General features: G+C 58.3%; 18 protein-coding genes and 1 tRNA gene. 10 read left to right on the top strand and 9 right to left on the bottom strand.

Annotation, left to right across the window (positions count from 1 at the left end):
- Window positions 1-223: 223 nt before the first annotated feature.
- The 4 genes from DWY76_RS03845 to DWY76_RS03830 form a co-directional block, all read right to left on the bottom strand.
- Complete coding sequence (locus DWY76_RS03845) at window positions 224-1,372, bottom strand: MBL fold metallo-hydrolase (RefSeq protein WP_120079904.1); 1,149 nt, start codon at window positions 1,370-1,372, stop codon at window positions 224-226.
- Window positions 1,345-3,411 (bottom strand): YgiQ family radical SAM protein, encoded by a 2,067-nt coding sequence (locus DWY76_RS03840; protein ID WP_120079903.1) that lies wholly within the window; start codon window positions 3,409-3,411, stop codon window positions 1,345-1,347. Before DWY76_RS03840 ends, DWY76_RS03845 begins: the two co-directional genes overlap by 28 nt.
- A gap of 224 nt (window positions 3,412-3,635) precedes the next feature.
- Complete coding sequence (locus DWY76_RS03835; protein WP_120079901.1) at window positions 3,636-6,563, bottom strand: DNA translocase FtsK; 2,928 nt, start codon at window positions 6,561-6,563, stop codon at window positions 3,636-3,638.
- A 102-nt stretch (window positions 6,564-6,665) separates the two neighbouring features.
- Window positions 6,666-7,346, bottom strand: a complete 681-nt coding sequence (locus DWY76_RS03830) for an ATP-dependent Clp protease proteolytic subunit (protein WP_120079899.1) — start codon at window positions 7,344-7,346, stop codon at window positions 6,666-6,668.
- Between the two features lie 261 nt (window positions 7,347-7,607).
- Between DWY76_RS03830 and DWY76_RS03825 the strand changes: the two genes are divergently transcribed.
- From DWY76_RS03825 to DWY76_RS03805, 6 genes are all read left to right on the top strand, one after another.
- The gene (locus DWY76_RS03825) at window positions 7,608-8,249 is read left to right on the top strand and encodes a redox-sensing transcriptional repressor Rex (protein WP_005942917.1); all 642 of its coding nucleotides are present in this window, start codon (window positions 7,608-7,610) and stop codon (window positions 8,247-8,249) included.
- 251 nt (window positions 8,250-8,500) lie between these two features.
- Entirely contained in the window at window positions 8,501-9,118 is a 618-nt protein-coding gene (locus tag DWY76_RS03820) for a thymidine kinase (RefSeq protein WP_005942920.1), read from the top strand.
- Window positions 9,111-9,338, top strand: a complete 228-nt coding sequence (locus DWY76_RS14165) for a hypothetical protein (protein WP_207665819.1) — start codon at window positions 9,111-9,113, stop codon at window positions 9,336-9,338. Before DWY76_RS03820 ends, DWY76_RS14165 begins: the two co-directional genes overlap by 8 nt.
- Before the next feature lie 380 nt (window positions 9,339-9,718).
- Window positions 9,719-11,110, top strand: a complete 1,392-nt coding sequence (locus tag DWY76_RS03815; protein WP_049935300.1) for an ABC transporter substrate-binding protein — start codon at window positions 9,719-9,721, stop codon at window positions 11,108-11,110.
- A 204-nt stretch (window positions 11,111-11,314) separates the two neighbouring features.
- Entirely contained in the window at window positions 11,315-12,244 is a 930-nt protein-coding gene (locus DWY76_RS03810; RefSeq protein ID WP_120079897.1) for a sugar ABC transporter permease, read from the top strand.
- A 10-nt stretch (window positions 12,245-12,254) separates the two neighbouring features.
- Window positions 12,255-13,112: a carbohydrate ABC transporter permease gene (locus tag DWY76_RS03805; RefSeq protein WP_005942942.1), complete on the top strand. Its 858-nt coding sequence runs from the start codon at window positions 12,255-12,257 to the stop codon at window positions 13,110-13,112.
- A gap of 84 nt (window positions 13,113-13,196) precedes the next feature.
- On the opposite strand, the gene DWY76_RS03800 is transcribed toward DWY76_RS03805, so the two are convergent.
- Entirely contained in the window at window positions 13,197-14,015 is an 819-nt protein-coding gene (locus DWY76_RS03800) for an AraC family transcriptional regulator (protein WP_097773809.1), read from the bottom strand.
- Between the two features lie 223 nt (window positions 14,016-14,238).
- Here DWY76_RS03800 and DWY76_RS03795 point away from each other — a divergent pair, with 223 nt between their 5' ends.
- Complete coding sequence (locus DWY76_RS03795) at window positions 14,239-15,795, top strand: glycoside hydrolase family 28 protein (RefSeq protein ID WP_120079895.1); 1,557 nt, start codon at window positions 14,239-14,241, stop codon at window positions 15,793-15,795.
- A 4-nt stretch (window positions 15,796-15,799) separates the two neighbouring features.
- Window positions 15,800-16,945: a glycoside hydrolase family 88 protein gene (locus DWY76_RS03790; RefSeq protein ID WP_120079893.1), complete on the top strand. Its 1,146-nt coding sequence runs from the start codon at window positions 15,800-15,802 to the stop codon at window positions 16,943-16,945.
- A gap of 281 nt (window positions 16,946-17,226) precedes the next feature.
- Here the strand turns inward: DWY76_RS03790 and DWY76_RS03785 are convergent, their stop codons facing one another.
- Both DWY76_RS03785 and DWY76_RS03780 read right to left on the bottom strand, forming a co-directional pair.
- Window positions 17,227-19,137 carry a hypothetical protein gene (locus DWY76_RS03785; RefSeq protein WP_120079891.1) on the bottom strand — a complete coding sequence of 637 codons (1,911 nt, stop codon included), beginning with the start codon at window positions 19,135-19,137 and terminating at the stop codon, window positions 17,227-17,229.
- A gap of 7 nt (window positions 19,138-19,144) precedes the next feature.
- Window positions 19,145-21,244, bottom strand: a complete 2,100-nt coding sequence (locus DWY76_RS03780; RefSeq protein WP_044953801.1) for an MMPL family transporter — start codon at window positions 21,242-21,244, stop codon at window positions 19,145-19,147.
- A gap of 249 nt (window positions 21,245-21,493) precedes the next feature.
- Between DWY76_RS03780 and DWY76_RS03775 the strand changes: the two genes are divergently transcribed.
- Both DWY76_RS03775 and DWY76_RS03770 read left to right on the top strand, forming a co-directional pair.
- Window positions 21,494-22,096, top strand: coding sequence for a TetR/AcrR family transcriptional regulator (locus tag DWY76_RS03775; RefSeq protein WP_118526731.1), 603 nt, complete (start codon window positions 21,494-21,496; stop codon window positions 22,094-22,096).
- Between the two features lie 67 nt (window positions 22,097-22,163).
- A tRNA-Val gene (locus tag DWY76_RS03770) sits at window positions 22,164-22,239 on the top strand.
- 155 nt (window positions 22,240-22,394) lie between these two features.
- Here DWY76_RS03770 and asnA read toward each other — a convergent pair.
- Window positions 22,395-23,408, bottom strand: a complete 1,014-nt coding sequence (asnA, locus tag DWY76_RS03765; protein WP_005942692.1) for an aspartate--ammonia ligase — start codon at window positions 23,406-23,408, stop codon at window positions 22,395-22,397.
- Between the two features lie 442 nt (window positions 23,409-23,850).
- Window positions 23,851-25,149, bottom strand: a complete 1,299-nt coding sequence (gene eno / locus DWY76_RS03760; RefSeq protein WP_120079889.1) for a phosphopyruvate hydratase — start codon at window positions 25,147-25,149, stop codon at window positions 23,851-23,853.
- Window positions 25,150-25,183 lie beyond the last annotated feature (34 nt).

The raw sequence follows: 25,183 nt of genomic DNA, 5'->3' as shown, positions 1-25,183 counted from the left end.
CTCCTTGCTTTTTTGAAATAAAGTGGTCTTAAGTATACCGCACCTGTGGGATTTTATCAATCCCGCAGAGCGGCGGATAAAAGAAAACTCCCTCAGTCACAGCTCACGCCGTGCCAGCTCCCTCAAGGAGGGAGCCTCTGTCGAAAAGGTAAGCTTTTCGGTTTTGCCAAAGGCCCCATCCCAGAGGGGGCTGTCTGTGAAGCAGACTGGGGGAGTTCGTTCTTTATTTGATGCAGCTGGAACAGGGCGTATAGCCTGCTTCCACGGCTTCCTGATAGCTGGAGAAGAGGATTTGGTTCTTCTCTGCCGGCAGGTTCGGGCAGGTAGGCAGATGGAATTTTTTGCTGTTCACATTGCCGATGTACGCCTGCTGGGCCGTGCTGGATGCCGCCGGGTCTGTGGGATTCAGCGCGGAATCTGCCGCAAAGTGCTCGGTGCCCACGGTGTAGTTCTGGCCGTCACTGCCAATGGTGATGGTGCCCTGCAGGTCGGTGCGGTACACATCCACCCCGGCGTCCCGCAGGATGCTCAGGGTCTCCTCGTGGGGGTGGCCGTACTTGTTGTTCACACCGCAGGAGATGACTCCCATTTCCGGCAGCACCGCATTCAGGAAGAGGTAGCTGGTGGAGGTGCTGGAACCGTGGTGGCCCACCTGCAGCACATCGGCCCTGAGGTTCGCGCCGCTGTTCACAAGGTCGGTCTCCGCAGTCTTTTCCATGTCGCCGGTCAGCAGGAAACTGGTGGAGCCGTAGTCGATGCGCAGCACAATGGAGGTATCGTTGGTGTCGCTGTACTGTGCCACCGGGCCAAGCATGGTCACGGTAGCGCCGCCCAGCGGCCACATCGTGCCCACGGCGGGCACCTCTACCTGCAGGCCCTGCTGTTGGGTGTATTTAACAAAATCCTGAAAGCACTTGGTGGAGGCATCGGTCACCGGGCTGTACACATGGTACGCCGGGAAGTAGGCCAGTGCGGCAGCCAAGCCGCCTACATGATCCTCGTGTGCGTGGGAGCAGAACACATATTCCAGCTGTTCCACCCCCTGACTCTGCAGGTAAGAGACGATGAGACTGCCGTCGTCCACATTGCCGCCGTCGTAGAGCATGAACTGTCCGTCACATTCCACCAGCACGCTCAGCGCCTGACCCACATCGATGAAATGCACCTCCAAGGGTGCGTCCACCGTATCCACAGCCGCCGCAGCAGAAGCGGATGGGTTCGGCACTACATCGGCGCTTCCGCCCGGGACGGACGGCAGCCCGCTGCAGCCCGCAAGGCTCAGCACCAGTGCGGCGGCAGCGGCCAGCGCAGCAAGGCGCTGCCACAGGCCTTTCTTAGGCGCGTTTACTTTTTCTTCTTTCCAGTTTTCCACGTTGTGTTCTCTTTCTGTTGATCGTTTTTTGGCTTGCGCGCGGGTGCCGAATGGGGCGCAAAGCGTGCGCCGGGGCTGGGCGCACGGCCTGTCGGTGCAGCGGCACGGCTCTGGCCGTGGGCAGGCTTGCCGTTATGGCCCTTCTGGTTCGGGCGCACCGTATAGGTGCCGTCATTGTGGATCGTCACATCGGCGACTTCGGCCCGGCGGGCAGAGCGCTGCACGGCGCGGCGGCCTACGGCGGGCACCAGCAGGGGGATTAGGTCCTCCCGGTGGGTCATCTTCAGCGCCTTGACTACCTTCTCGGCGTTGCGAGGCTCGTAGTATTGCAGCAGCGCCCGCTGCAGCGCCTTGCCCTCGGGGGTCTTTTCCACAAACACCGGCTTCAGGGTGTAGGGGTCAAGGCCGGTGTAGAACATGCAGGTGCTCACAGTGCCGGGGGTGGGGTAAAAATCCTGCACCTGTTCCGGGCGCATGTGGTTTTTGTAAAGATATTCTGCCAGATAGACCGCATCCTTGAGGGTGCTGCCCGGGTGACTGGACATCAGATAGGGCACCAGATACTGCTTTTTGCCGGCCTTTTTGCTCAGCTCATAGAATTTATCCTTGAACTTGTTGAAGGTCTCGATGGGCGGCTTGCCCATGTAGGCCAGCGTGTTGGGAGCACAGTGCTCCGGAGCCACCTTCAGCTGGCCGGACACATGGTACTCTACCAGTTCCTTGAAGAAGGTGTCGTCCGGGTCGGCCATCAGGTAGTCGAACCGGATACCGCTGCGGATGAACACCTTTTTCACGCCCGGCAGCTCCCGCACCCGGCGCAGGATCTTCAGGTAGTCGCTGTGGTCCACGATCATGTGGGAGCAGGTGGTGGGGGCAAGACAGTGCTTGCCGCCGGTGCACATGCCCCGCAGCATCTGCTCCCGGCAGGAGGGAAAGCGGAAGTTTGCGGTGGGGCCGCCCACATCGTGGATGTAGCCCTTGAAATCCGGCTCGTGGGTCATGCGCTCGGCTTCTGCCACGATGCTGTCCGCGCTGCGGCTGGTGACACGCCGCCCCTGATGCAGCTGGATGGCGCAGAAGTTGCAGCCGCCAAAGCAGCCGCGGTTCTGGATGATGGAGAACTGCACCTCACGGATGGCGGGCACGCCGCCCATGCTCTCGTAGATGGGGTGGTAACGGCGGGTGTAGGGCAGGGCGTAGACCTTATCCAGCTCCCCGCGCACCAGCGGCTTTGCGGGGATGTTCTGCACCAGATACTTTTCGCTCTGCTTCTGCACGATGATCTGGCCGCTGACTACATCCTGATTGTCCATCTGGATGCGGCAGGCCTTGGCATACGCCGTCTTATCCGACGCCACCTTTTTAAAGCCTGCGCACTCCACGTAGCGCTCGGGCAGATGGTCGAAGTCGGTCATGTAACAGGTGCCGTCCACGTCCGTGATGCTCTCCACCGGTTCCCCGGCGGCAAGGCGGCGGGCGATCTCCACGGTCTGGTGCTCGCCCATGCCAAAGCTGATGATGTCCGCGCCGGAATCCTCGGCGATGCTGGGCAGCACGGTGTCCAGCCAGTAGTCATAGTGGGCAAAGCGGCGCAGGGACGCCTCCAGACCGCCCAGAATCACCGGCAGGTCGGGATAGGCCTGCTTGGCAAGGCGGGTGTACACGGTGGCGCTGCGGTCCGGGCGTGCGCCGCCCTTGCCGCCGGGGGAGTATTCGTCCTCGGCGCGGGGGATCTTTGCCACGGAATAGTGGCTGACCATGCTGTCCACGTTGCCGCCGCCGATGAAGAAGCCGTACTTCGGCTTGCCGAACCGCTTGAAGTCCTCGCAGTCGGTGTAACGTGGCTGGGCCAGCACGCCGATCTTATAGCCCTCGGCTTCCAGCAGACGGCTGATGATGGCAGTGCCAAAGCTGGGGTGGTCCACATAGGCGTCGCCGCCCACCACCACAAAGTCCAGCTGCTCCCACCCGCGGGCCTCCATATCGGCCCGGCTGATGGGAAGAAATTCGGTGTAGATCTTTGGGGAAGAGTTGTCCATAATGCTCCTTTTATTGTTAAACCCTCTCAGGCAACGCCTTGCGGCGTTGCCTGATTCCCCCTTTTGTCACTGCGCGACATCTTCCCCCGGAGCGGGGGAAGTCTTTCCTCGAAGGGGGAGCTTTTTGCATCTTTTCATCCAGTTTTTCTTTGAAGGCAGACGATATCTTACCCACTCATAAAGCTCGCCCTTCGGGAGAACTGGCGCGTCAGCGCCTGAGAGGGTCATTCCTCCGGTTGGTTCATCTGCATTTCCAGCCACTGCTGGCGGCTGATAAGCACAGCGCGGGGCTTGGCGCCCTCGTAGGGTCCGATGATGCCTTTTTGTTCCATCTCGTCCATGATACGGGCCGCGCGGGCGTAGCCCAGCTTGCAGCGGCGCTGCAGAAGGCTGGTGGAGGCCTGACCGGCATCGATGACCACCTCCACGGCCTGCTTGAACATCGGGTCGGTATCGGGATCCTCGTCGGAGTCCGCGCCGCCGCTGCCTTTCTTGCCGTCCTGAATGGCGTGCTTTTCCATGGCTTCGATCATGGCTTCGTCATACTGCACGGTGCCGCTCTGCTTGATGAAGTCCAGCACACGGCTGATCTCCTCATCCCGCACGAAAGTGCCCTGAATACGGGTAGGCTTGGGCGCACCCACGGGCATGAACAGCATATCACCCATGCCCAGCAGCTTTTCGGCACCGGAGCCGTCCAGAATAGTGCGGCTGTCCACCTGACTGGACACTGCAAATGCGATGCGGCTGGGGATGTTGGCCTTGATCAGGCCGGTGATCACGTCCACGCTGGGGCGCTGGGTGGCTACGATCAGGTGCATACCGGCGGCGCGGGCCTTCTGGGCGATGCGGCAGATGGAGTCCTCCACATCCTTGCCCACCACCATCATCAGATCGGCCAGCTCGTCGATGATAATGGCGATGTAGGGCATCTTTTCCAGATCAGGCCGTTCTGCGGCCAGCTTGTTGAAAGACTTGATGTCGCGCACATTGTTCTCTGCAAACAGATGATAGCGGCGCTCCATCTCCTGCACCGCGCTGCCAAGGGCACCTGCGGCCTTTTTCGGCTCGGTGACCACCGGCATCAGCAGGTGGGGAATGCCGTTGTACTCGGCCAGCTCCACCACCTTGGGGTCGATCAGCAGCAGCTTCACGTCCTCCGGGCTGGAGCGGAACAGTAGGCTCATGATGATGCTGTTCACGCACACGGATTTACCGCTGCCGGTGCTGCCTGCAATGAGCAGATGGGGCATCTTGCACAGGTCTGCCACCTGTGCCACACCGGCAATGTCCTTACCAAGCGCAATGCCCAGAGGTGAGGTCATGCGCAAAAAGCTCTGACTCTCGAACACGCTGCGGATATACACCGGGGTCTTTTTGTGGTTGGGCACCTCAATGCCCACGGCAGGCTTGCCGGGGATGGGCGCTTCCATGCGCACGTCCGCCACCGCAAGGTTCAGGGCGATATCGTCTGCCAGCGAGGTGATGCGGCTGATCTTGACACCCGCCATGGGCTGCACCTCGTACCGGGTGACGGAGGGGCCCCGGGAGATATCCAGCACACGGGTGCGCACGCCAAAGCTTTCCAGCGTATCCACCAGCTTCTGGGCGTTGGCTTTCAGCTCTTCCTGCGCGCCGGGGTCGGTCTCGTCCTGCGATTTTTCAAACAGCTCAATGGGCGGATACTGGTACTGATAAGTATCCACCGGTTCGGTCTCGTCCACAGGGGCCGCTGCCGCGGCCTGCTCGGAAGCGGCAGGCTTTTCCATTGCCGCTGCCACCAGCGTGCTGATATCCTTTTCCTCCACCGGTTCGCTGGTAATGCTGATCCAGCCGTCCTCGTCGGGTGTGCCGCGCATGGCAACGGCGTTTTCGGCGCTCACCCGGGCGGGTGCCGCCGGGACTGCGGGCTGGATGGGCACGGCGGGCATCTCCGGCGTGACTGCCGCTGCCGGGCTTTCCGGCTGGGCCGTCGGCATTGCCGGGGTCATGACCGGAGTATCAAAGCTTTCCGCTGCCGCAGGCTGCACCGGCTGTGCAGCCTTTGCAAAGAAATCGGATGCATCGGTCTCCACCGCGTCCTGTACGATGGGCTGCGGGGCAGGTCTGGGGGCCGGGCGCAGCGGGTTCTGCCCAAAGGTGCCGCCCGGGCCCACGATGAGCGGCTCGATGGGTTCGCTGCCGCCCTCCTTCACCTCAGTGTGGTCGGGGCCAAGGTCTACGTCAAAGGAAGCCCGGGGCCGGGATACCCGCACCTGCACCGGCGTGATGGCCGGGGCGGCAGGCTCCGGTTGGGCAAGCGGCTGGCCGGAAGTATCTGCGGGCGGCTCCGGCTGCGGGGCGGCCTCCGGCTCCTCCGCCTCCATCTCTTCGGTCACCTTGTGGCCCCAGTGGCGGATGCCGTTCAGCCAGTCCGGCATACCGATGCGGAAAGCCGGAGTTTCCATCTCCTCTTCGGCATCTTCCTCATCCCGGTATTCATCTTCTGCTTCGTCGTAGTCTTCCTCGGCCTCGGCTTCTGCCGCGCGGGCAGCGGCACGTTCAGCGCGGCGGGCTGCGCTCTGCTGCGCCATGGCCGCACCCTTTGCGTGCACGCCGCCAAACGCAGCGCACAGCCATTGCCACACCTCTGCCGGGGTCAGATCAAAAATGTACAGGCTGACACACAGTGCCAGCACGATCATGATAAGGGTTGCCGCAGGCCGTCCGCACAGCAGCAGCAGGCTGCCGCCCAGCAGTGCGCCCAGCGCACCGCCGCCGATCCATGCATTCACGCCGTTTGCATAGCAGGCAGCTGTCATCTGGAATGCCGACATGCCCTGCGGCTGGATATCGGAAAAAACAATCACCGTGCCGCAGGCAAACACCAGCCCCAGAACCAGCTTGAAGATCTTGGGCAGAAGGTCTTCGCCCCGGGTATACTGCACAGCAAGGCAGCACACTGCCGCGCCCAGCACAAAGCTGCCACAGCCAAAAAGTCCGAACAGCACATCGTGCAGGGCCTTCCATGCCGAATCTCCCTCCACAAAGGCCAGCACCACCAGCAAAAGGCCTGCAAACAGGGTGCCAAGCCCTGCCGGGAGCCGCTGTTCTGCGCGTTTTTTGCGCGATGCTGCGCGCCGTGTTGTCGTTTTACGTTTTTTTGTTGCCATGTTTCTTTGTTCCCCGCGTTTGTAGTAGACACACTATTTGATTTTATTATTGTACCACGCAGGGAAGAAAATGGCAAACCTATTGTTGTACAAAATCGGCCTTCATTTGCGTTCAATCTCTTTATACAGCCACGCCAGCGCATCCGAAAGTCCGCCCAGCTCGTCAATGAGCTTTTCCTTCACGGCCCGGCGTCCATCCAGCACGGTGCCCATGTCCATCACCAGCTCGCCGGTGTGGAGCATCAGGTCGGTGTAGCGTTTTTCGGTCATGCCGCTGTGGGCCGCTACGAAGCCGGTGATGCGCTGCTGCATCTGCTCAAAGCTGCGCATGGTCTGCGGCACCCCCAGAATGACGCCGGAATGCCGCACCGGGTGCACGGTCATGGTGGCTGTGGGCACGATGAAGCTGCGCCGGGCGCTGACGGCAAGCGGGATGCCGATGGAGTGCCCGCCGCCCAGCACAAGCGTTGCACTGGGCTTGGATACGCTGGCGATCAGCTCCGCCAGCGCAAGGCCCGCTTCCACATCCCCGCCTACCGTGTTCAGCAGCACCAGCAGGCCCTCGATGCGGGGGTCTTCCTGCGCGGCCACCAGCTGCGGGATGACATGCTCATACTTCGTGGTCTTCTGGCCCTGCGGCGCTTCCGAATGGCCTTCGATCTGGCCGATGACGGTCAGGCAGTGGATGACATGCTCCCCGCGGGCCAGCGTGACCGTGCCCAGATCCTCGATCTCTTCCTTTTCCAGCCGACGCGCGTCGGTCTGCTGCGTTTCATCATTCATGTGCTTTCCTCCTGCGTTTTTTGTCAGCATTCCCCAGCCTGTGCCGGGCTATGCAGACCCGCTGCAGCAAAAAAGCGGTAACATTTCATAAAAATTTTTTGAGAATGATTTGACATTCTCCATCGGTGCAGTATACTTTAAATAATTGACTGTAATATCTGCAATATGAACCCGTAAACGGATCGGGGTTTCTTTGTGCCGCATCTGTAAAGCAGGCAGCTGCGGCAAGTACTGCGATAGAGCGAAAGGAGAAAGTATTCTATGAACACTCCTGCAAGGGCTTCGCTTCCCGTTATCAAGCGTCTTCCCAAATATTACCGCTATCTGTGCTCTCTGCAGGCGGACGGCATCAACAGCATTTCTTCCCGCGAGCTGGCTGCTCAGATGGGCACCACCGCTTCGCAGGTACGGCAGGACTTCAACTGCATCGGCGATGTGAATGGCCGGCAGGGCATTGGCTACTCGGTGGAAAACCTGCTCTCCATTCTGGAAGGCCTGCTGTTCGGCAACGGTGACCGCCTGCCCACCATCCTGATCGGCTGCGGCCGTCTGGGCAAGGCAGTGAGCCGCTTTATCACCACCGATACCAACGGCTACCGCCTGATCGCCGCCTTTGATGTGGCACAGAGCGAGGTGGGCAAGGAGATCAGCGGCATCCAGATCCGCCATATCGACGAGCTGGAGTCTTTCTGTGCCGAGCATCACCCCAAGGTCGCAGTGCTCTGTGTGCCCCGCGACGGTGCGGAACAGGTCAGCGGCCGTCTGGTGGATCTGGGCATCGAGGGCTTCTGGAACTTCTCCCACTATGACCTCTCTGTGCCGTATCCCGATGTGGTGGTGGAGAACGTCCATCTGGGCGACAGCCTGATGAGCCTTGGCTACCGCCTGCGCAATCAGGACTGAACGTACCTATTATAAGTAATAAGAGAACCCTCTCAGTTAAAGCCTGAGATGCCGCTGAACCCTCTCAGTCTCGCATACGCTCGACAGCTCCCCCGAAAGGGGAGCTTTGTGAGTGGGGACGGGAAAGTTTCTGCTTCTCCGGCGCAGGGACAGCCTGCCCGGAAGATACAGAAAAGCTCCCCCATCGGGGGAGCTGGCAAAGCCGTCAGGCTTTGGCTGAGAGGGTTCGTTCTGTAAGGAGAGTTTTTCAAATGGCAAAACTGTATTTCCGTTACGGCGCGATGAACAGCGGCAAGAGCACCGCCCTGATGCAGGTAGCCCACAACTACGAAGAACAGGGGATGCGGGTGCTGATCCTCAAGCCACAGGTGGACACCAAGGGCGGCGGTGAGCTGGTGAGCCGTCTGGGCGTGCGCCGCAAGGCTGATCTGCTGATCCCGCCGGAGACGGACGTGTTCGAGGCCGTGCGCACGGCCAACGCTGACGGTGCGCCGCTGGCCTGCGTGCTGTGCGACGAGAGCCAGTTTTTCACTGCGCAGCAGGCAGAACAGCTGTTCATGGTAACGGTGGATTTGAACATTCCGGTGATCTGCTACGGCCTGCGGGCAGATTTTTCGCTTAAGGGCTTTCCCGGCTCTACCCGCCTGCTGGAGCTGGCCCACACCATCGAGGAGATGAAGACCATCTGCACCTGCGGCCGCAAGGCCATCTGCAACTGCCGCAGGGTGAACGGCAGATTCGTCTTTGAGGGCGAGCAGGTGGCCATCGATCTGGAAAACGATGTGCAGTACGTGAGCATGTGCCCCCAGTGCTATTTCAAGGCAAAGCGCGCGTTCTACGCCGAAAAAGCTGCTTCGCGGGTTGAATAAACTTGTATACAAGGCTGCTGTGTTCAACGACACGGCAGCCTTTCTTTTTTATTCCCGGCCCACAGGCGCAGTCCACACAACAGCGCAAAATATGTCGCTGTCGGTGCTTCTTCACCCCCCCAAAGGGCGAAAAAGCACCGATTTCCATGCCCGAAGACCGGTGCCGGATGCCCGCCGCAAACAATTGATATATCAGAGTGCACATTTTTTGCGCTATTGATATATCAGTTCAAAGACTCCCATCCGGGCTTTTTAAGCTGTTGTTCGTCCACAATGTATGCAACGTTTCCACGTTCTGAAACGGAATGTTTACAAAATTATTGCAAAATTCGACGTTCCTCCTATGATGCATCCCAGTTTTCTATGCAAAATAGCGAAGTATACATGTTGCACAGTTTTTCGAGCCAAGTTTATTCATTTCAGCGAAGGCGTCAATTCTTGCGCGAAAACAAGAGCAATATTTGTACGTTTTTTGTTTAGATATCTGCAATTTGCGTCTTTCTTTTTGGTTGTTGTTTTGTTATCATAATTGTATACAACGGGGTATGTGCAGAACCCCCGTTCGAGATGATGTTTTCTGTATTTAGGAGGAGAACAAAAATGAGCAAGGCAATTTCTCGTCGTGATTTTATGAAGGTCACCGGCGCTGTGGGCGCTGCCGGCCTTCTGGCTGCCTGCGGCGGCAACTCTGCTGCATCCAGCTCTGCTGCTTCCACCGCTTCTTCCGCTCCCGCTGCTTCTGCAGACGAGAGCCTGGCACTGTCTGACGGCCCTGTTTCCATGACCATCAGCTGGTGGGGCGGCGACAGCCGTCACGAGGCTTACCAGAACGCCATCAAGGAGTTCCAGGCTGAGCACACCAACATCACCATCGAGCCCACCTTCGCCGCATGGTCCGGCTGGGAAGAGAAGATGGCAGCTGCCTTCATCGCTGGCAACGCACAGGATGTGTGCCAGGTGAACTGGAACTGGCTGTACAACTACTCTGCTGACGGCAGCAAGTTCGTGGATCTGAACACTGTTTCCAAGTTCCTGGATCTGACCCAGTGGGATGACGCTGCCATGGACGCCTGCTACGTTGCAAACAGCCAGCAGTGCGTGCCCGTTTCCATGACCGGCCGTATCTTCTTCTGGAACATGACCACCTTCAACAAGGCTGGCATCACCGAAGTTCCCAAGTCTCTGGATGATCTGATGGCTGCCGGCAAGGCATTCAAGGAGAAGCTGGGCGACGATTACTACCCCATGCATCTGGGCGCATACGACCGTATGATACTGATGGTCTTCTACCTCGAGTCCAAGTACGGCAAGGACTGGGCTGACCCCGTCACCTCTACCCTGAACTACACCGAGGACGAGATCGCTGAGGGCATCGACTTCATCAAGAGCCTGGTGGATGGCCACGTCATGATGAACCTGAAGACCTACTACTCCGCAAACTCTGATACCGCTACCCACCAGTCCAACGAGTGGATCACCGGTAAGATCGCAGGCATCTTCGAGTGGGATTCCGCTGCTTCCAAGTACTCCTCCGCTCTGGATGATGCCAACAAGGACGGCTTCACCGTTGGCGAAGAGATCAAGTTCGGCGACAACAACGGCGGCTTCTCCAAGGTCTCCATGGGTCTGGCCATCACCAAGACCAGCAAGTGCGTTGCCGAGGCTGCTACCCTGATCAACTTCCTGCTGAACGAGGAGAAGGGCGCTTCCATCATGGGTTCCGAGTGCGGCATCCCCGCTTCCAAGGCTGGTCTGGCTGCTGCTCAGGCTGCCGGCGCTGTCAAGGATCTGGTTGCTGAGGCAAACGCCAAGGTCATGGCCTTCACCACCAACAAGCTGGATCCCCTGTTCGAGAACAACGACCTGAAGGCTTCCGGCACCGGCATCTATCAGGAAGTGTTCGATACCGTTGACTACGACGGCGTTGCCGGCGCAGACGTTGTTGACACCCTGCTGGACGGCATGGAGTCTGTTGGCTACACCATCGGCTAAGTTCCATTTTTGAGTGCCGCCGTGTGCGGTCACGCACAGAAAAGGGCACCCTTTGACTGAACCTGAGGGGCACCTGCCGCCCGACCGGCAGATGCCCCTTTTTTGTCAGAGATATATTACAAAATCTTGACAAAGCTGTATCCAGTCTGTTACCCCTTCGTCCGTCTCATGCTCCGAAATTCCTTAAAAAGGAGGATTTCCCAGATGAAAGAAAGCAATGCTCCCGCCATCGGGCGCACCCCGTTCCAGAAATGGCTGGACAAATATCAGGGTCTGTTTTATCTGATCCCCTGGATCATCGGCTTCGTCGTCTTTAAGGCAGTTCCCTTCGGTCAGTCGCTGTACTACAGCTTCACCGATATGAACTTCTTCAAGAGCGGCACCCAGTTCGTTGGTCTGGCCAACTACATCACGGCCTTTACCACCACCAAGATCACCAAGGCACTGCTCATCACCTTCAAGTACGCTTTCATCACCGTGCCTCTGAAGCTGGTCTTTGCGCTGTTCATCGCATACATCCTGAACTTCAAGATCGCATGCGTCAACCTGTTCCGTACTGTGTACTACATCCCCTCCATTCTGGGCGGCTCTGTTGCGATCGCCGTTCTGTGGAAGGCTGTATTCAGTGTGGACGGCCTGCTCAACACCGTTCTGCGCGCTGTCACCTTTGGTCTGGTGCAGGGCCCCGAGTGGCTGTCTGACCCCAGCTACGCGCTGTGGATCATCTGCTTCCTGCGTATCTGGCAGTTCGGTTCTGCCATGGTGCTGTTCCTGGCCGCTCTGAAGGGCGTGCCTGCAGACCTGTACGAAGCCGCTACCATTGATGGTGCCGGCAAGTGGCGTCAGTTCTTCTCCATCACTGTTCCGATGATCACCCCCATCATCTTCTACAACCTGGTCACTCAGATTTGCCAGGCTTTCCAGGAGTTCAATGGCCCGTACATCATCACCAATGGCGGCCCCCGTGGTTCCACCACGCTGATCTCTCTGCTGGTCTACAACTACGCATTCAAGTCTTATGACATGGGTATGGCATCCGCTCTGGCATGGATCATGTTCATCATCGTCTGCATCCTGACGATCATTGCATTCACCAGCCAGAAGAAGTGGGTCTACTACTCTGACGAAAGGTAAGGTGACCAGTATGGGAATGAAAGCATCGAACAAAATCGCGACCTTCTTCAAGTATTTCGTCCTGATCCTGGTCGGCGTCATCATGATCTATCCCCTGCTGTGGATGATCAGCGCTACCTTTAAGGACAACAGCGAGATCTTTGCAGGCATCAGCCTGTGGATCAAGCACCCCACTCTGGATGGCTACCGCGGCGCACTGAACAACTTTGGCGGTTCCATCAACATCCTGCAGGCCATGCTGAACACCTACAGCTACGTCATCCCCAAGGTGATCTGCACGGTGGTCTCCGCCTGTGTGGCTGCCTACGGCTTTGGCCGCTTCGATTTCCCCGGCCGTAAGCTGATGTTCAACATCATGCTGGCCACCCTGTTCCTGCCGCAGGTCGTTCTGAATGTGCCGCAGTACCTGCTGTACAACAAGTTCGGCTGGCTGGACAGCCCCTTCTATCTGGCTATCTGGGTGCACTGCGCATTTGCGACCGAGACCTACTTCGTCTACCAGCTGGTGCAGTTCATGCGCAATGTCCCCCGTGATCTGGACGAAGCCGCTGCCATCGACGGCTGCTCTTCCTTCCAGACCCTGTACAAGGTCATCGTGCCCATGCTTGGCCCCGCTCTGGTGTCCTGCGCACTGTTCCAGTTCATGTGGAGCTGCAACGACTTCATGGGTCCGCTGCTTTACGTCAGCACTCCCGGTAAGTACCCGATGTCCCTGTTCGTCAAGCTGTCCATGGACGGTGATACCGGTTTCGCATGGAACAAGATCCTTGCTCTGTCCCTCATCTCCATCCTGCCGCAGCTGATCGTCTTCTTCTGTGCACAGGACCAGTTCGTTGAAGGTATCTCTGCCGGTGCCGTCAAGGGCTAAGCCCTTTCCCCGCACAGCATAAGATCATCTGATACAAACAAACACCCCCTGTGCCGTTCCCGTAGATGGCGCAGGGGGTGTTTCTTATTTCTTATGTCCTTTGCGGTACTGCAGTGGGCCAGTACCCATCACCTCGCGGAACACCCGGCGGAAATGGGCGGCGCTGGCAAAGCCGGTCTGCTCGGCTACCGCACTGATGGAAAGCTCGGTCGTTTCCAGCAGCTTCTGGGCCGCTTCGATGCGGCGGTTGTTGATGTAATCCACGATGGACTGGCCCGTTACCCGCCGGAACAAACGGCTCAGGTAGTAGGGCGAAAGATAAAACTGCGCCGCCACCTCGGTGAGGGAAAACTTCTGCCGGTAATTGGCCGCAAGGTAGGCGCAGATCTGCTCCACCGTTTCGTTGTGGGGACGCGCCACGGCGCTGCTCTCGGCAATGCACTCCTGCTCCACATAGTGCAGGATCAGCAGCAGGTACAGCGGGCCGGGGTAATCCTGCTCGGTGCTGGCGCTGGCCATCATTTCCAGCAGGGTACGGATGCGGCTCTGCCACTGCACCGGTGCATACAGCACTGTGCGCTCCCCGGGCGCAAACAGGCGGCCGAAATCCCGCCCGGCTGTGTTTTTCAAATCATGCAGCATCCCCAGCGGAAAGTGGCACCCCACGATCTGCGGCACGGCGCTGCCGGTCTGTGCAAAGCGGCAGCCGCCGGGGCCAAGCAGCACGGCGCTGCCGGGGTTTACCAGCACATTCCCGCCCTCGTATTCCAGCGTGACGCTGCCCTCCGACACCAGCAGCAGATAGCAGGTGTCCTCATCCGGCGGCAGCTCGTAGCGGCCAATATTCAGCCGCAGGGTGGCAGCGGCCACCTTGCCGGTGATCTTTTCACGTTCTGATCTCATAATACACTTCTCATCATCTTCCGAGGGAAAACCCTCTCCGTCATCGCTGCGCGATGCCACCTCTCCCAAAGGGCGAGGTTTTATGCATTTGACCGTTCCGCTCCATAAAAGCTCCCTCCTTCGGGGGAGCTGGCAAACCCAAAGGGTTTGACTGAGAGGGTTCTTTTTCATCATACCATGCCCAAGGCATTTGGGCAAGACAAAACCATCAGGAGGTTCTCCCATGAATCTGTCGCTTATCCGTTCCATGACGCGCAGCGCTGTTTTCGAGCTGGAAAACGGCCTGTGCTATCGTCCGGCCCACCCGTTCACCGTTACCCTGAACGGAAAGACCGTCTACGAAGCCTGCCAGACCAACGTGTTTTCCCTGTTCTCCCTGCTGCCCGGTACGGAGTACACGGTGGGTGTGCAGGCCGAGGGCGAAAGCCTGACCTGCACCTTTACCACCGAGGCCGAGACCTTCTTTGTGGATGCTTCCCGCTACGGTCTGGTGGCCGACGGCACCACGGACAACACCCTCAAGCTGCAGGCGGCTCTTTCTACCTGCCCCAAGGGCGGCACAGTGTACGTGCCCTCAGGCCGCTACCGCACCTGCAGCCTGTTCCTGAAAAGCAACACCACCCTCTATCTTGAAAAGGGCGCTGTGCTGCTGGGCGACAATGACCGCACCCACTACCCCATCCTGCCCGGCGTGATCCCCAGCGAGAACGAGGTGGATGAATACTACCTGACCGGCTGGGAGGGCAACCCGCTGGACAGCTTTGCGGGTCTGTTGAACATCACGCAGGTGCACGATGTTGTTGTGACCGGCGAGGGCACGCTGGACTGCGATGCCGAGAACGGCGACTGGTGGGTGACTCCCAAAATCAAGCGCATCGCATGGCGGCCCCGCGCTGTGGCTGCTGTGGACAGCGAGAACATCTGCCTGCACGGCATCACGGTGCAGAACAGCTATTCGTGGACGATCCACCCCATCTTTGTCAAGCACCTTGACCTGCTGAACTTCAACATCAACAATCCTTACAATGCCCCCAACACCGACGGCATCGACCCCGAAAGCTGCGAGTATATCCGCATCATCGGCGTGAACATCCATGTGGGCGACGACTGCATTGCCATGAAGGCCAGCAAGGTATTCCTTGGCATGAAGCTGAAAAAGAGCTGTGAGCACACCGTTATCCGCAACTGCCTGTTGGACAAAGGCCATGGCGGCATCGTCATTGGCAGCGAGATGAGCGGCGGTGTGAAGGATATGGTGGTCACCCAGTGCCTGATGGACCACACCGACCGCGGCCTGCGCGTCAAGACCCGCCGTGGCCGCGGCAACACCGCCGTCATCGACGGGCTGGTGTTCCGCAACGTGGAGATGCGCGGTGTCAAGGCACCCTTCGTCATCAACATGTTCTACTTCTGCGACCCGGACGGCCACGGCCCCTATGTGCAGTGCCGCGATGCCATGCCCGTGGACGAGTACACCCCGAAGCTGGGCAGCCTGACCATGGAGGACATCGTCGCCACCGACGCTCAGTTCGCGGGATGCTACTTCGACGGCCTGCCGGAGCAGCCCATTGAGCGCGTTTCCATGAAGAACGTCACGATCACCTTTGACCCCAATGCCGAGGCCGGTCAGGCCGCTATGGCGGATAACCGCCCTCTGGTGAAGAAGCTGGCCATCTACGCCGAGAACGTCAAGGAGATCGACCTGCACAACGTGAAGATCGAGGGCTACGAGGGCGAACGCCTGCACTTTGCAAATGTCGGCCATTTTGAGGAGGACTGATACCATGACCCATGAAGAAATTCTTGCCATGCTGGGCGATTACGTGGACTACCTGATCGCCAATTCCAGCGCCGAAGCACCCATGTGGAACATCGAAAAGGTGCGCAGCGGCAAGCCCAACAAGTGGAACTACATCGACGGCTGCATGATCACCGCCTGCCTGAGCCTGTACAAGACCACCGGTGACGAGAAGTACCTGCGCTTTTCCAAGAACTTCATCGACTGGTTCGTGCAGGAGGATGGCTCCATCAAGACCTACGACCCCAAGGAGTACAATCTGGACAACGTGAATCAGGGCAAGAACCTGTTCACCCTGTACGATATCTTTGGTGACGAGAAGTACCGCAGGGCCATTGACACCATCCGCAGCCAGCTGGCCACCCAGCCCCGCACCAAAGAGGGCAACTTCTGGCACAAGGACATCTACCCGTGGCAGGTGTGGCTGGACGGCACCTACATGGCCCAGCCCTTCTACATGGAGTACGAGACCCGCTTTAACAAGATGCAGGGCTGCATCGACAGCTACAAACAGTTCATGAACATCAAAAAGCACATGAGGGACGAAAAGACCGGTCTTTACTACCACGGCTACGATGAGAGCCGTCAGATGTACTGGGCCGACCCCGTCACCGGCTGCAGCCCCAACTTCTGGCTGCGCGCCATGGGCTGGTTCATGGTGGCGATGGTAGACGTGCTGGAGCGGATGGACGAGCAGCTGTACAACGAGTACCGCGGCATCATGGCAATGCTCAAGCAGACCATTGAGGATGTGCACAAATTTCAGGACAAGGAGACCGGCATGTTCTGGCAGGTGATGGATCACCCCGGCGTGGAGGGCAACTACCTCGAGACCAGCGGCACCGCTCTGTTTGCCTACGCGGTGCTCAAAGGCGTGCGTCTTGGCTACCTGCCCAAACGCATGGCCGCATGGGCCGAAAAGGCCTTCTACGGCACCTGCGACAAGTACCTCTCCAAGAACCCGGATGGCAGTCTGCAGCTGGACGGCATCTGCCTGGTGGCGGGTCTTGGCGGCAAGGATCACCGCGACGGCTCTCTGGCCTACTACTTCAGTGAGCCGGTGGTCTGCAACGATGCCAAGGGTGTCGGCCCGCTGGTGCTGGCTTACACCGAAATGATCGCACGCAAGTAACCTGCATATCGTGGGCGGGCAGCTTTCTTGCCGGACACGAGTCGGGCCATTCCATCGCCCGCAGGGCTGTTGCAAAACAGCGTCTCTTTAAAATGTTGAAAACAGCCGCATTCACCGTACAAAACGGGCAGAACGCTGAAAACTCAAAGGCAGATCTCAAAAAAAAAATGAGATAGGCAGCCCCTTTCGGGGAAGTCTATCTCATTTTTTCGTTGGGGCTGTTTTGCAACAGCCCCTTCTCTATGGAAAGAGGTTCAACATGAATTCTCGAAGATGTCTTATCAGAACTTGAACAGGTTCACGATGCGCTGCCACAGACGGGTGAAGATGTTGCCTTCCTCCACCGTCTCAGTCTCGGCTGCAGTGGTGTCGGCAGCAGCCACGGTTTCAGCGGTCTTATAGACGAACTTCACGCTGCTCTCGGCATCGTCCGGTGCACCGGCAAAGCTGGTGTAGTCGTTCAGGCGGTCGGTCATCTCGTCCAGCACGGTCTTCAGGCCATGGAGCTGATCCTGATCCAGCGCGCCGGTCAGCTTGGAGATGCCTTCCTCGTTGAACTGGTTCAGGCCGTCGTTCAACTGGCCTGCGCCGTCATTCAACTGACCTGCACCGGTGTTCAGGGTATTCACGCCGTCATACAGGGTCTTGGTGCCTGCAGCCAGCTGTGCGCTGCCATCCTTTGCGGAGTGGGCACCGTCCGCAGCGGTCTGCACGCCTGCGGTGTACTGGTTCACGCTGGAAACAAAGAACTGGATCTGAGAAAGGCTGGTCTTCAGGGCGCGGACATCGGCCATATCCTGACTGTTCTCCACCTGATACTTCAGCTCGGCCTTGGCGGTGTTCTTTGCATCGGCATTGGTCACCATCTCCAGAGCGCCGGTCAGCATGGAAGCGTCAAAGTTCTGCATCAGCTTCAGGGCTGCTTCCAGATCGTGGTTCGTCTTGGTCGCGGACAGATACAGGGCCAGATCCAGCTGGCTGTCCTTGAAGCTAGGAGCCTGCTCCCAGATGGTGCGCACCATCTTTTTGCGGCCGGCAGCAAGGGTCTTATCGTTCATGGTGAGGATGTTGTCGATCACAGCCTCGTAGTTCGACCATGTCATGTCCTCGTCGATCAGGCCGCCTTCCTTCAGGGTCTTGTTGGCAGAAGCCAGCACACCGTCCGCCACCTGCTGCGCACCGGCGTTCAGTGCTGCATTGTTGGCGCTCAGGGTGTCCAGACCGTTGGTCAGCTGGCCAAGGCCGTCGTCCAGAGCGGCAGCACCGTTGTTCAGGGTGTTGGCACCGTCCAGCAGGGCCAGAACACCGCCTGCCAGCTGAGAGGTGCCGTCCACCAGCTGGGAAGCGCCGTCCATGAGCTGGCTCATGGCATCGTTCAGCTGGTTGATGCCGTCGGTCAGGTCGTTGATGCTGCTCAGGTCGAACACGTTGCTCGTACCCAGAGCGGCCGTGCTGGTAGCGCAGGCCACCATGACCTGCGGGCAGGTAAAGTCTTCCACATCGGCTTCCACCGTCACGGTGTCCTGCAGATAGTCTTCGATGCTGTCCACCTCATCGGGCAGCAGGCCGGACAGGGAATCCTTCACGCCCGGCAGGGTGACAAAGGCGGCAACGCTGCTTTTGGCGGCGCTTTCGATCATACCGTGTTCTGCGGTCATGTTGGAAGCATCCCCGCCCAGAATGACGCCCACAGCGGTGATCAGCGGAGTGACGATGGTGCGGTCCTTGCCGTTCACGTTCACGGTGCCGGTCTCGTTGTTCTTCAGGTTGACGGTCACAGTCAGGTGGCCGCTCTTGCCAATGATGTCCTCAAGGGCGGCTTCCTGACCGTCCAGAGCGTAGGTCACCTTCACATCGATGGGCAGGGCCTTGTCGGTATTGCCCTTGTAGTAAACATCGGTGTCGTTGGTGTTCCACACCAGCTCTTCCCCGTTCTGGGTGAACTCGGCATCGCTCTCAGTGTTCTGGATGTCGGTCAGGGTGGTCTTGTCGGTGACGTTTGCAAGGCCGGAGGCGCTGTACAGGTGCTCGCTGACGGTTGTGCTCTTGATGGAGCCGTCGCCGTTCATCACAGCATAGACGGTCTCTGATTTGGAAAAGCTGCTCTTACCAGCTGCAAATGCGGGCATTGCACAGCCTGCGGCGAGGGTGAGAGCCAGCGCCGCACTGGCGAAACGAAGCGATTTTTTCATAACGTAATTACTCCTTTTCAGACTTCTTGGCGTTGGCGGATTCGGGTACCATCCACTTGAGGGTGGTGTGGCGGATGATCCAGTCGCACAGCATCAGGGCTGCGGGCAGCATCACCAGAATGACCACCATGCTGATCAGTGCGCCGCGGGAGATCAGCAGGCAGATGCTCTTCAGCAGCTCCATCTTACTGATGGCAGCCACACCGACGGTGGCGGCAAAGAAGGTCAGGCCGCTGGTCAGGATGGACTGGCTGCAGTGCTCCAGCGACTGCTGGGCGGCTTCCTTCGGGGTGCGGCCAAAGGCGCGCTCCTCGTGGTAACGGGTGGTCATCAGGATGGAGTAGTCCACGGTAGCACCCAGCTGGATGGTGCCAATGACGATGCTTGCAATGAAGGGCAGCTGCGTACCGGTGAAGTACGGGATGCCCATGTTGATGGCGATGGCGGCTTCAATGCTGGCCACCAGCAGCGCCGGGATGGAAATGCTCTTGAAGGAAACGGCGATGATGACCAGAACGGCCATGATGGACCAGACGTTGACATTCTTGAAGTCCACATCTGCCACTTCGATCAGGTCTTTCGTCATGGCGCCCTCGCCGGTGATGACGCCCTCGGGGTCAACGGTCTTGATGAGGGAAATCATCTCGTCCAGCTGGTTGTTGATGGCATCCGTGCCGGTCTTATAGGAGCTGTTGGCCAAAATCAGCTTGTAGCCGCCGGACTGCAGGATCTCCATGATGCTGTCGGGAAGCAGCTCGGTCTGGAAGCCCGGGCCGGTGATGGAATCCAGACTTACCACCTGCGTAATGCCATCCACGTCCTTGAGTTCATCGCACAGGTCGCTCACCTCGGTGGCGGTCAGGTCGTCATGCACCAGAATGAAGTGGCTGGTGGTCATGCCGAAGTCCTCGCCCAGCTTGTTGGTGCCCACGATGCCGGTCAGGTCCTGCGGCAGGGAGTCGAACAGAGTGTAGTAGACCTCGGTCTTGTTCTGTGCGATGGCAAAGGGGATGAGGATGAGGATAAAGATAACCACGATGGGCACCGAGTGATTGGAAACAAAGTAGCTGAGCTTTTTCAGCTTGGGGATCACGGTGCGGTGCTTGTACTTTTCCACCCATTTATCAAAGGTAAGGATCAGGGAGGGCAGGATGACCACGGTGCAGATAACGCCGAGGGCAACGCCCTTTGCCATGACAAGGCCGATATCGCGGCCCAGCGTCAGACGCATGGCACACAGTGCCAGGAAGCCTGCAATGGTGGTCAGGCTGGAAGCGGAGATGGAGGTCATGGTCTTGCAGATGGCGCTGGTCATGGCCTCCTCGTTGGAAGAGCGCAGCTCCTTTTCTTCCTGATAGCGGTGCAGCAGGAAGATGGAGAAGTCCATCGTAACACCCAGCTGCAGCACGGTGGCCAGTGCTTCGGTGATGTAGCTGATCTGGCCCAGAAAGATGTTGGTGCCGAAGTTGTACGCAATGGGGAACAAAAGACCCAGCATGAACAGCAGCGGGGTGATGGTGCTTTCCAGCGAAAGGAACAGCACCAGAAGGCTGGCACCCACGGCGATCAGGATGTACATGGGCATTTCCTGATTGACCAGTGCCTTGGTGTCCTGCAGGATAACGCTCATACCGCCGAAGAAGCAGTCCTTGCGCAGCAGCTTTTCGATCTGAGCGACGGCTTCCATGGTCTCGTCGCTGGCGCTGGGGGCGTCAAAGCGGACGATCAGCATGGTGGAATCGTTTTTGCCGAACATGAACTGCTGCACATCGGCGGGCAGCATCTCGGTGGGAATGCTGGGGTCGATCACATCGCTGAGCCAGAAGGTCTGGGTCACGCCGGGAACAGCCTCGATGTCCTTCTTCATGGCGATCAGTTCGTTTGTGGGTAAGCCTTCTACCGTGATCATGCCGGTGGAGGCCAAATGGAAATCGTCCTCAAGGGCTACCTCGCCGATCATGGAGTCCAGATCCTGCGGCAGGTAGGTGAGGATGTCATAGTTGATGCGGGTAGCAATTGCGCCGATTGCGGAAGGGATCAACAGCAGGAATGCTACTGTCAGGATCAGCTTGCGCAGCCGCACAATGCCCTGTGCGATCTTTTTCATGAGAACCCTCCATAGAAAATGGTTAAAAATCTTAGTAAAATGACTGGTGGTCATTTCCAAGCAAACACTATTATAACCATGACAAACCGGGTGTCAAGCACAAAAATGACCAAAAGTCAGTTTTCTTATCAACTGCCTGAAATTGTATAGCTTTTTGGGCTTGCACTATCGGAAAAGGACTGCTAAAATGATTGAGATAACACAAATGAGCGAATGAAAACGAGCGGAAAAGAGGAATCGTCAGGGAATATGGGTACCGTGGAGGGCAAAAAGCAGGAGAAGCGCCGGGCGCTGCTGGAAGCAGCCTATGATCTGTTTTTGGAGCGAGGTGCCGCAAAAACCAGCGTAGAGGACATCACCAGCCGGGCCAAGGTGGCCAAGGGCACCTTTTATCTGTATTTTCAGGATAAGGGTGCGGTGATGCAGGCGCTGCTGGGCCGGGTGAGCTACCAGCTGCTGAGCGACGCGTGCGAAGCGGTGGAAAAGCAGACAGAGCTCGAAAACTTCCCGGACAAGATGGTGGCGGTGATCGACCACATCATCGAAGCACTGCGGAAGGATACGCTGGTGCTCAAGTTTCTGGAGCACAACTTCATATGGCCGGGGCTGGATCAGATCGAAGCCAGCCGCGAAGCCGAGCCGCTGATGCGCAAGCTGCTGAATGTGGTGCTGACCAGCCCGGAAATGGCCGGCCGCACCGAGCGGGAGATCTACCAGCGCATCACGGCACTGGGCAGCATGTGCATGTCGGTGTGCTATTCCAGCGTGCTGGAGGGCAAGCCCGATGATATTGAAGCCATGAAGCCGGTGCTGTACGATATCGTCCGCAGGTCGCTGAAGGTGGAAAAATAAAAAATCACAGAAAAGTATTGCTTTTTTGCACAGGCTGTGGTAAACTATTCAGGTCGATATGACTTATGGACGGTTAGCTCAGCTGGTAGAGCATCTGCTTGACGTGCAGGAGGTCACAGGTTCGAGTCCTGTACCGTCCACCACGAGTCCCCAGACCTTTGGTCTGGGGACTTTTTTCGTGGTGGGCGGTACAGGACTCGAACTATTTCTCCGCGGATACAGGCAAAAAACGAACAAAGGCAGGGTACCACCATGAGGGTGGTATCCTGCCTTTTGAATCTTTGTGTGGAAAACCTGCTTACAGCAGCGGGATGCCTGCCTTGGCGCAGGCTTCGCGGGTGGCTGCGTCCCAGACGCTGGCCTGCACTTCGCCAATGTGGGCGCTGCCCAGCAGCAGCATGCACAGGCGGCTCTGGCCGATGCCGCCGCCGATGGAGTAAGGCAGCTCACCGTTCAGTACGGCCTTGTGGAAGGGCAGGGCGCGGCGGTCGTCGCAGCCAGCCATGGTCAGCTGCTTGTCCATGCTTTCAGGGCTGACGCGGATGCCCATGCTGCTCAGCTCATAGCTGCACTGCAGCGGGTCGTTCCAGAACAGCAGATCGCCGTTCAGATCCCAGTCGTCATAGTCGGGGGCACGGCCATCATGGGGCTTACCGCTCTTCAGCGGAGCGCCGATCTTCATCAGGAAGGTGGTGCCGTGCTCCTTCACAAAGGCGTTCTCACGCTCCTTCGGGGTCAGGTCCGGGTACTGGTCCTCCAGCTCCTGCGTGGTGATGAAGGTGACGTTGGGGCTGTGCAGCGGCAGCTCCTGCAGCTGGGGGAACATGGCGTGCAGGTTCATCTCGGTGGCGCAGACAGCGGACACGATGGAGCGCACCACACTCTTGAGGTAAGCCTCGTTGCGGTCTTCCAGACGGATCACCTTTTCCCAGTCCCACTGGTCCACATAGATCGAGTGCAGGTTGTCCAGATCTTCGTCGCGGCGGATCGCGTTCATATCGCAGTACAGGCCCTTGCCCACACGGAAATCGTAGTCCTTCAGGGCCTTGCGCTTCCACTTTGCCAGTGACTGCACCACCTGTGCCTCAATGCCGCTTTCCTTGATATCAAAGGTGACCTTGCGCTCGACACCGTTCAGGTCGTCGTTCAGACCGGTGGATGCTTCCAGAAACAGCGGAGCAGACACGCGGTACAGGTTCAGTGTGGCGCACAGGGTGTCGGCAAACAGACGCTTGACCGTACCAATGGCGCGCTGCGTGTCGTACAGGTTCAGCGCGGGCGTATAGTTTGCCGGGATGATGGTTTTGCTCATAACAAAATACCCCTCTTCTGTTGGATTCTGGCCCTGATTTCCCAGTACAGGGCACGGCTTTTGAACCGAAAAATACTGGTTTCATTATGGCATATTTTTTTAAGAAAGTAAAGTGAGAAGGCAAAAAAAGAGACCGCCGGTAAGGCAGTCCCATTTCCGCAGTGAGAAGGGCGGCTTTGCATCAGCCGAAAAGCCCCTTCAGCAGGATCAGCAGCACTTTTACAAAATCGCCGGTGCCCAGCAGCTTATACAGAGAGATCAGAGTAGATAACATGAATGTTTTGCTCCTTTTTTGCAATTTCGGGCCAAAATGCCCGGCATGCATGGAATACGGCTGGGCAGAACAGCAGATTGCAGGAAAAAATTGGGAGAAAACAAAACGGCACCCGTGCCGCTGCAAAAGCAGTACGGGTGCCGGAAGATCAATTGGTTTTCAACAGCTTCAGCGCTTTACGTTGAAAGCTGCCATGCCGGGGTAAACGGCGCTGCCGCCCAGCTGCTCCTCAATGCGCAGCAGCTGGTTGTACTTTGCAACACGCTCGGTACGGCTGGGAGCACCGGTCTTGATCTGACAGGTGTTCAGCGCCACGGCCAGATCGGCAATGGTGGTGTCCTCGGTCTCGCCGGAGCGGTGAGAGCTGATGGCGGTGTAACCGGCCTTGTGAGCCATCTTGATGGCTTCCAGCGTCTCGGAAACAGAACCGATCTGGTTCAGTTTGATCAGGATCGCGTTGCCTGCACCCAGCCCGATGCCCTTGGCCAGACGCTCGGTGTTGGTCACAAAGAGGTCGTCGCCCACCAGCTGGACCTTGCCGCCCAGCTCGCGGGTCATCTTCTGCCAGCCTTCCCAGTCCTCTTCATCCAGGCCGTCCTCGATGGAGATGATGGGGTACTTTTCCACCAGACTCTTCCAGTGTGCGATCAGCTCGCTGGAGGTGAACTCGGTGCCGGCCTTGGGCAGCTTGTAGAATCCCTTGCCCTTGGGGCTCTTCCACTCGGAGGACGCGGCATCCATAGCCAGCATGAAGTCCTTGCCGGGCACGTAACCGGCCTTTTCGATGGCGGCCAGAATGGTCTCAATGGTCTCCTCGTCGCTGGACAGGTTGGGGGCAAAGCCGCCCTCATCGCCCACGGAGGTAGCCAGCCCCTTGGCCTTCAGGATGGAAGCCAGGGCATGGAACACCTCAGCGCACCAGCGCAAAGCCTCCTTGAAGGAAGGTGCGCCCACGGGCATGATCATGAACTCCTGCGTATCCACCGTGTTGGTGGCGTGTGCGCCGCCGTTCAGAATGTTCATCATGGGCACGGGCAGGCGGTTGCCGTTCACACCGCCCAGAAAGCGGTACAGCGGCATATCCAGAGAAGCAGCGGCTGCACGGCAGGCGGCAATGGACACGGCCAGAATGGCGTTTGCGCCCAGATTGGATTTATCTTTGGTGCCGTCGGCCTTGATCATGGCAGCGTCGATGGCGTAGATGTCGGAGGCATCCATGCCCACAACAGCATCAGCAATGACGGTGTTGATGTTCTCAACAGCCTTGGTCACGCCCTTGCCCAGATAGCGGCCCTTGTCGCCGTCCCGCAGCTCCAGAGCTTCAAACTCACCAGTGGATGCGCCGGAAGGTGCGCAGCCGCGTGCCACAGTGCCGTCGGCCAGAGTGATCTCCGCTTCCACGGTGGGGTTGCCGCGGGAGTCCAGGATCTCGCGGCCTACAACAGATTCAATTTCCAGATCGTTCATCTCGAAAACCTCCTGAATATCATTTCCTTCCCTG

Origin of the sequence: Faecalibacterium sp. AF27-11BH (assembly GCF_003603005.1) — a bacterium.
Classification (GTDB): Bacteria; Bacillota; Clostridia; order Oscillospirales; family Ruminococcaceae; genus Faecalibacterium; species Faecalibacterium taiwanense.
Note: the sequence above shows the minus strand (reverse complement) of the source record. Positions and strands in the feature narration are given on the sequence as shown.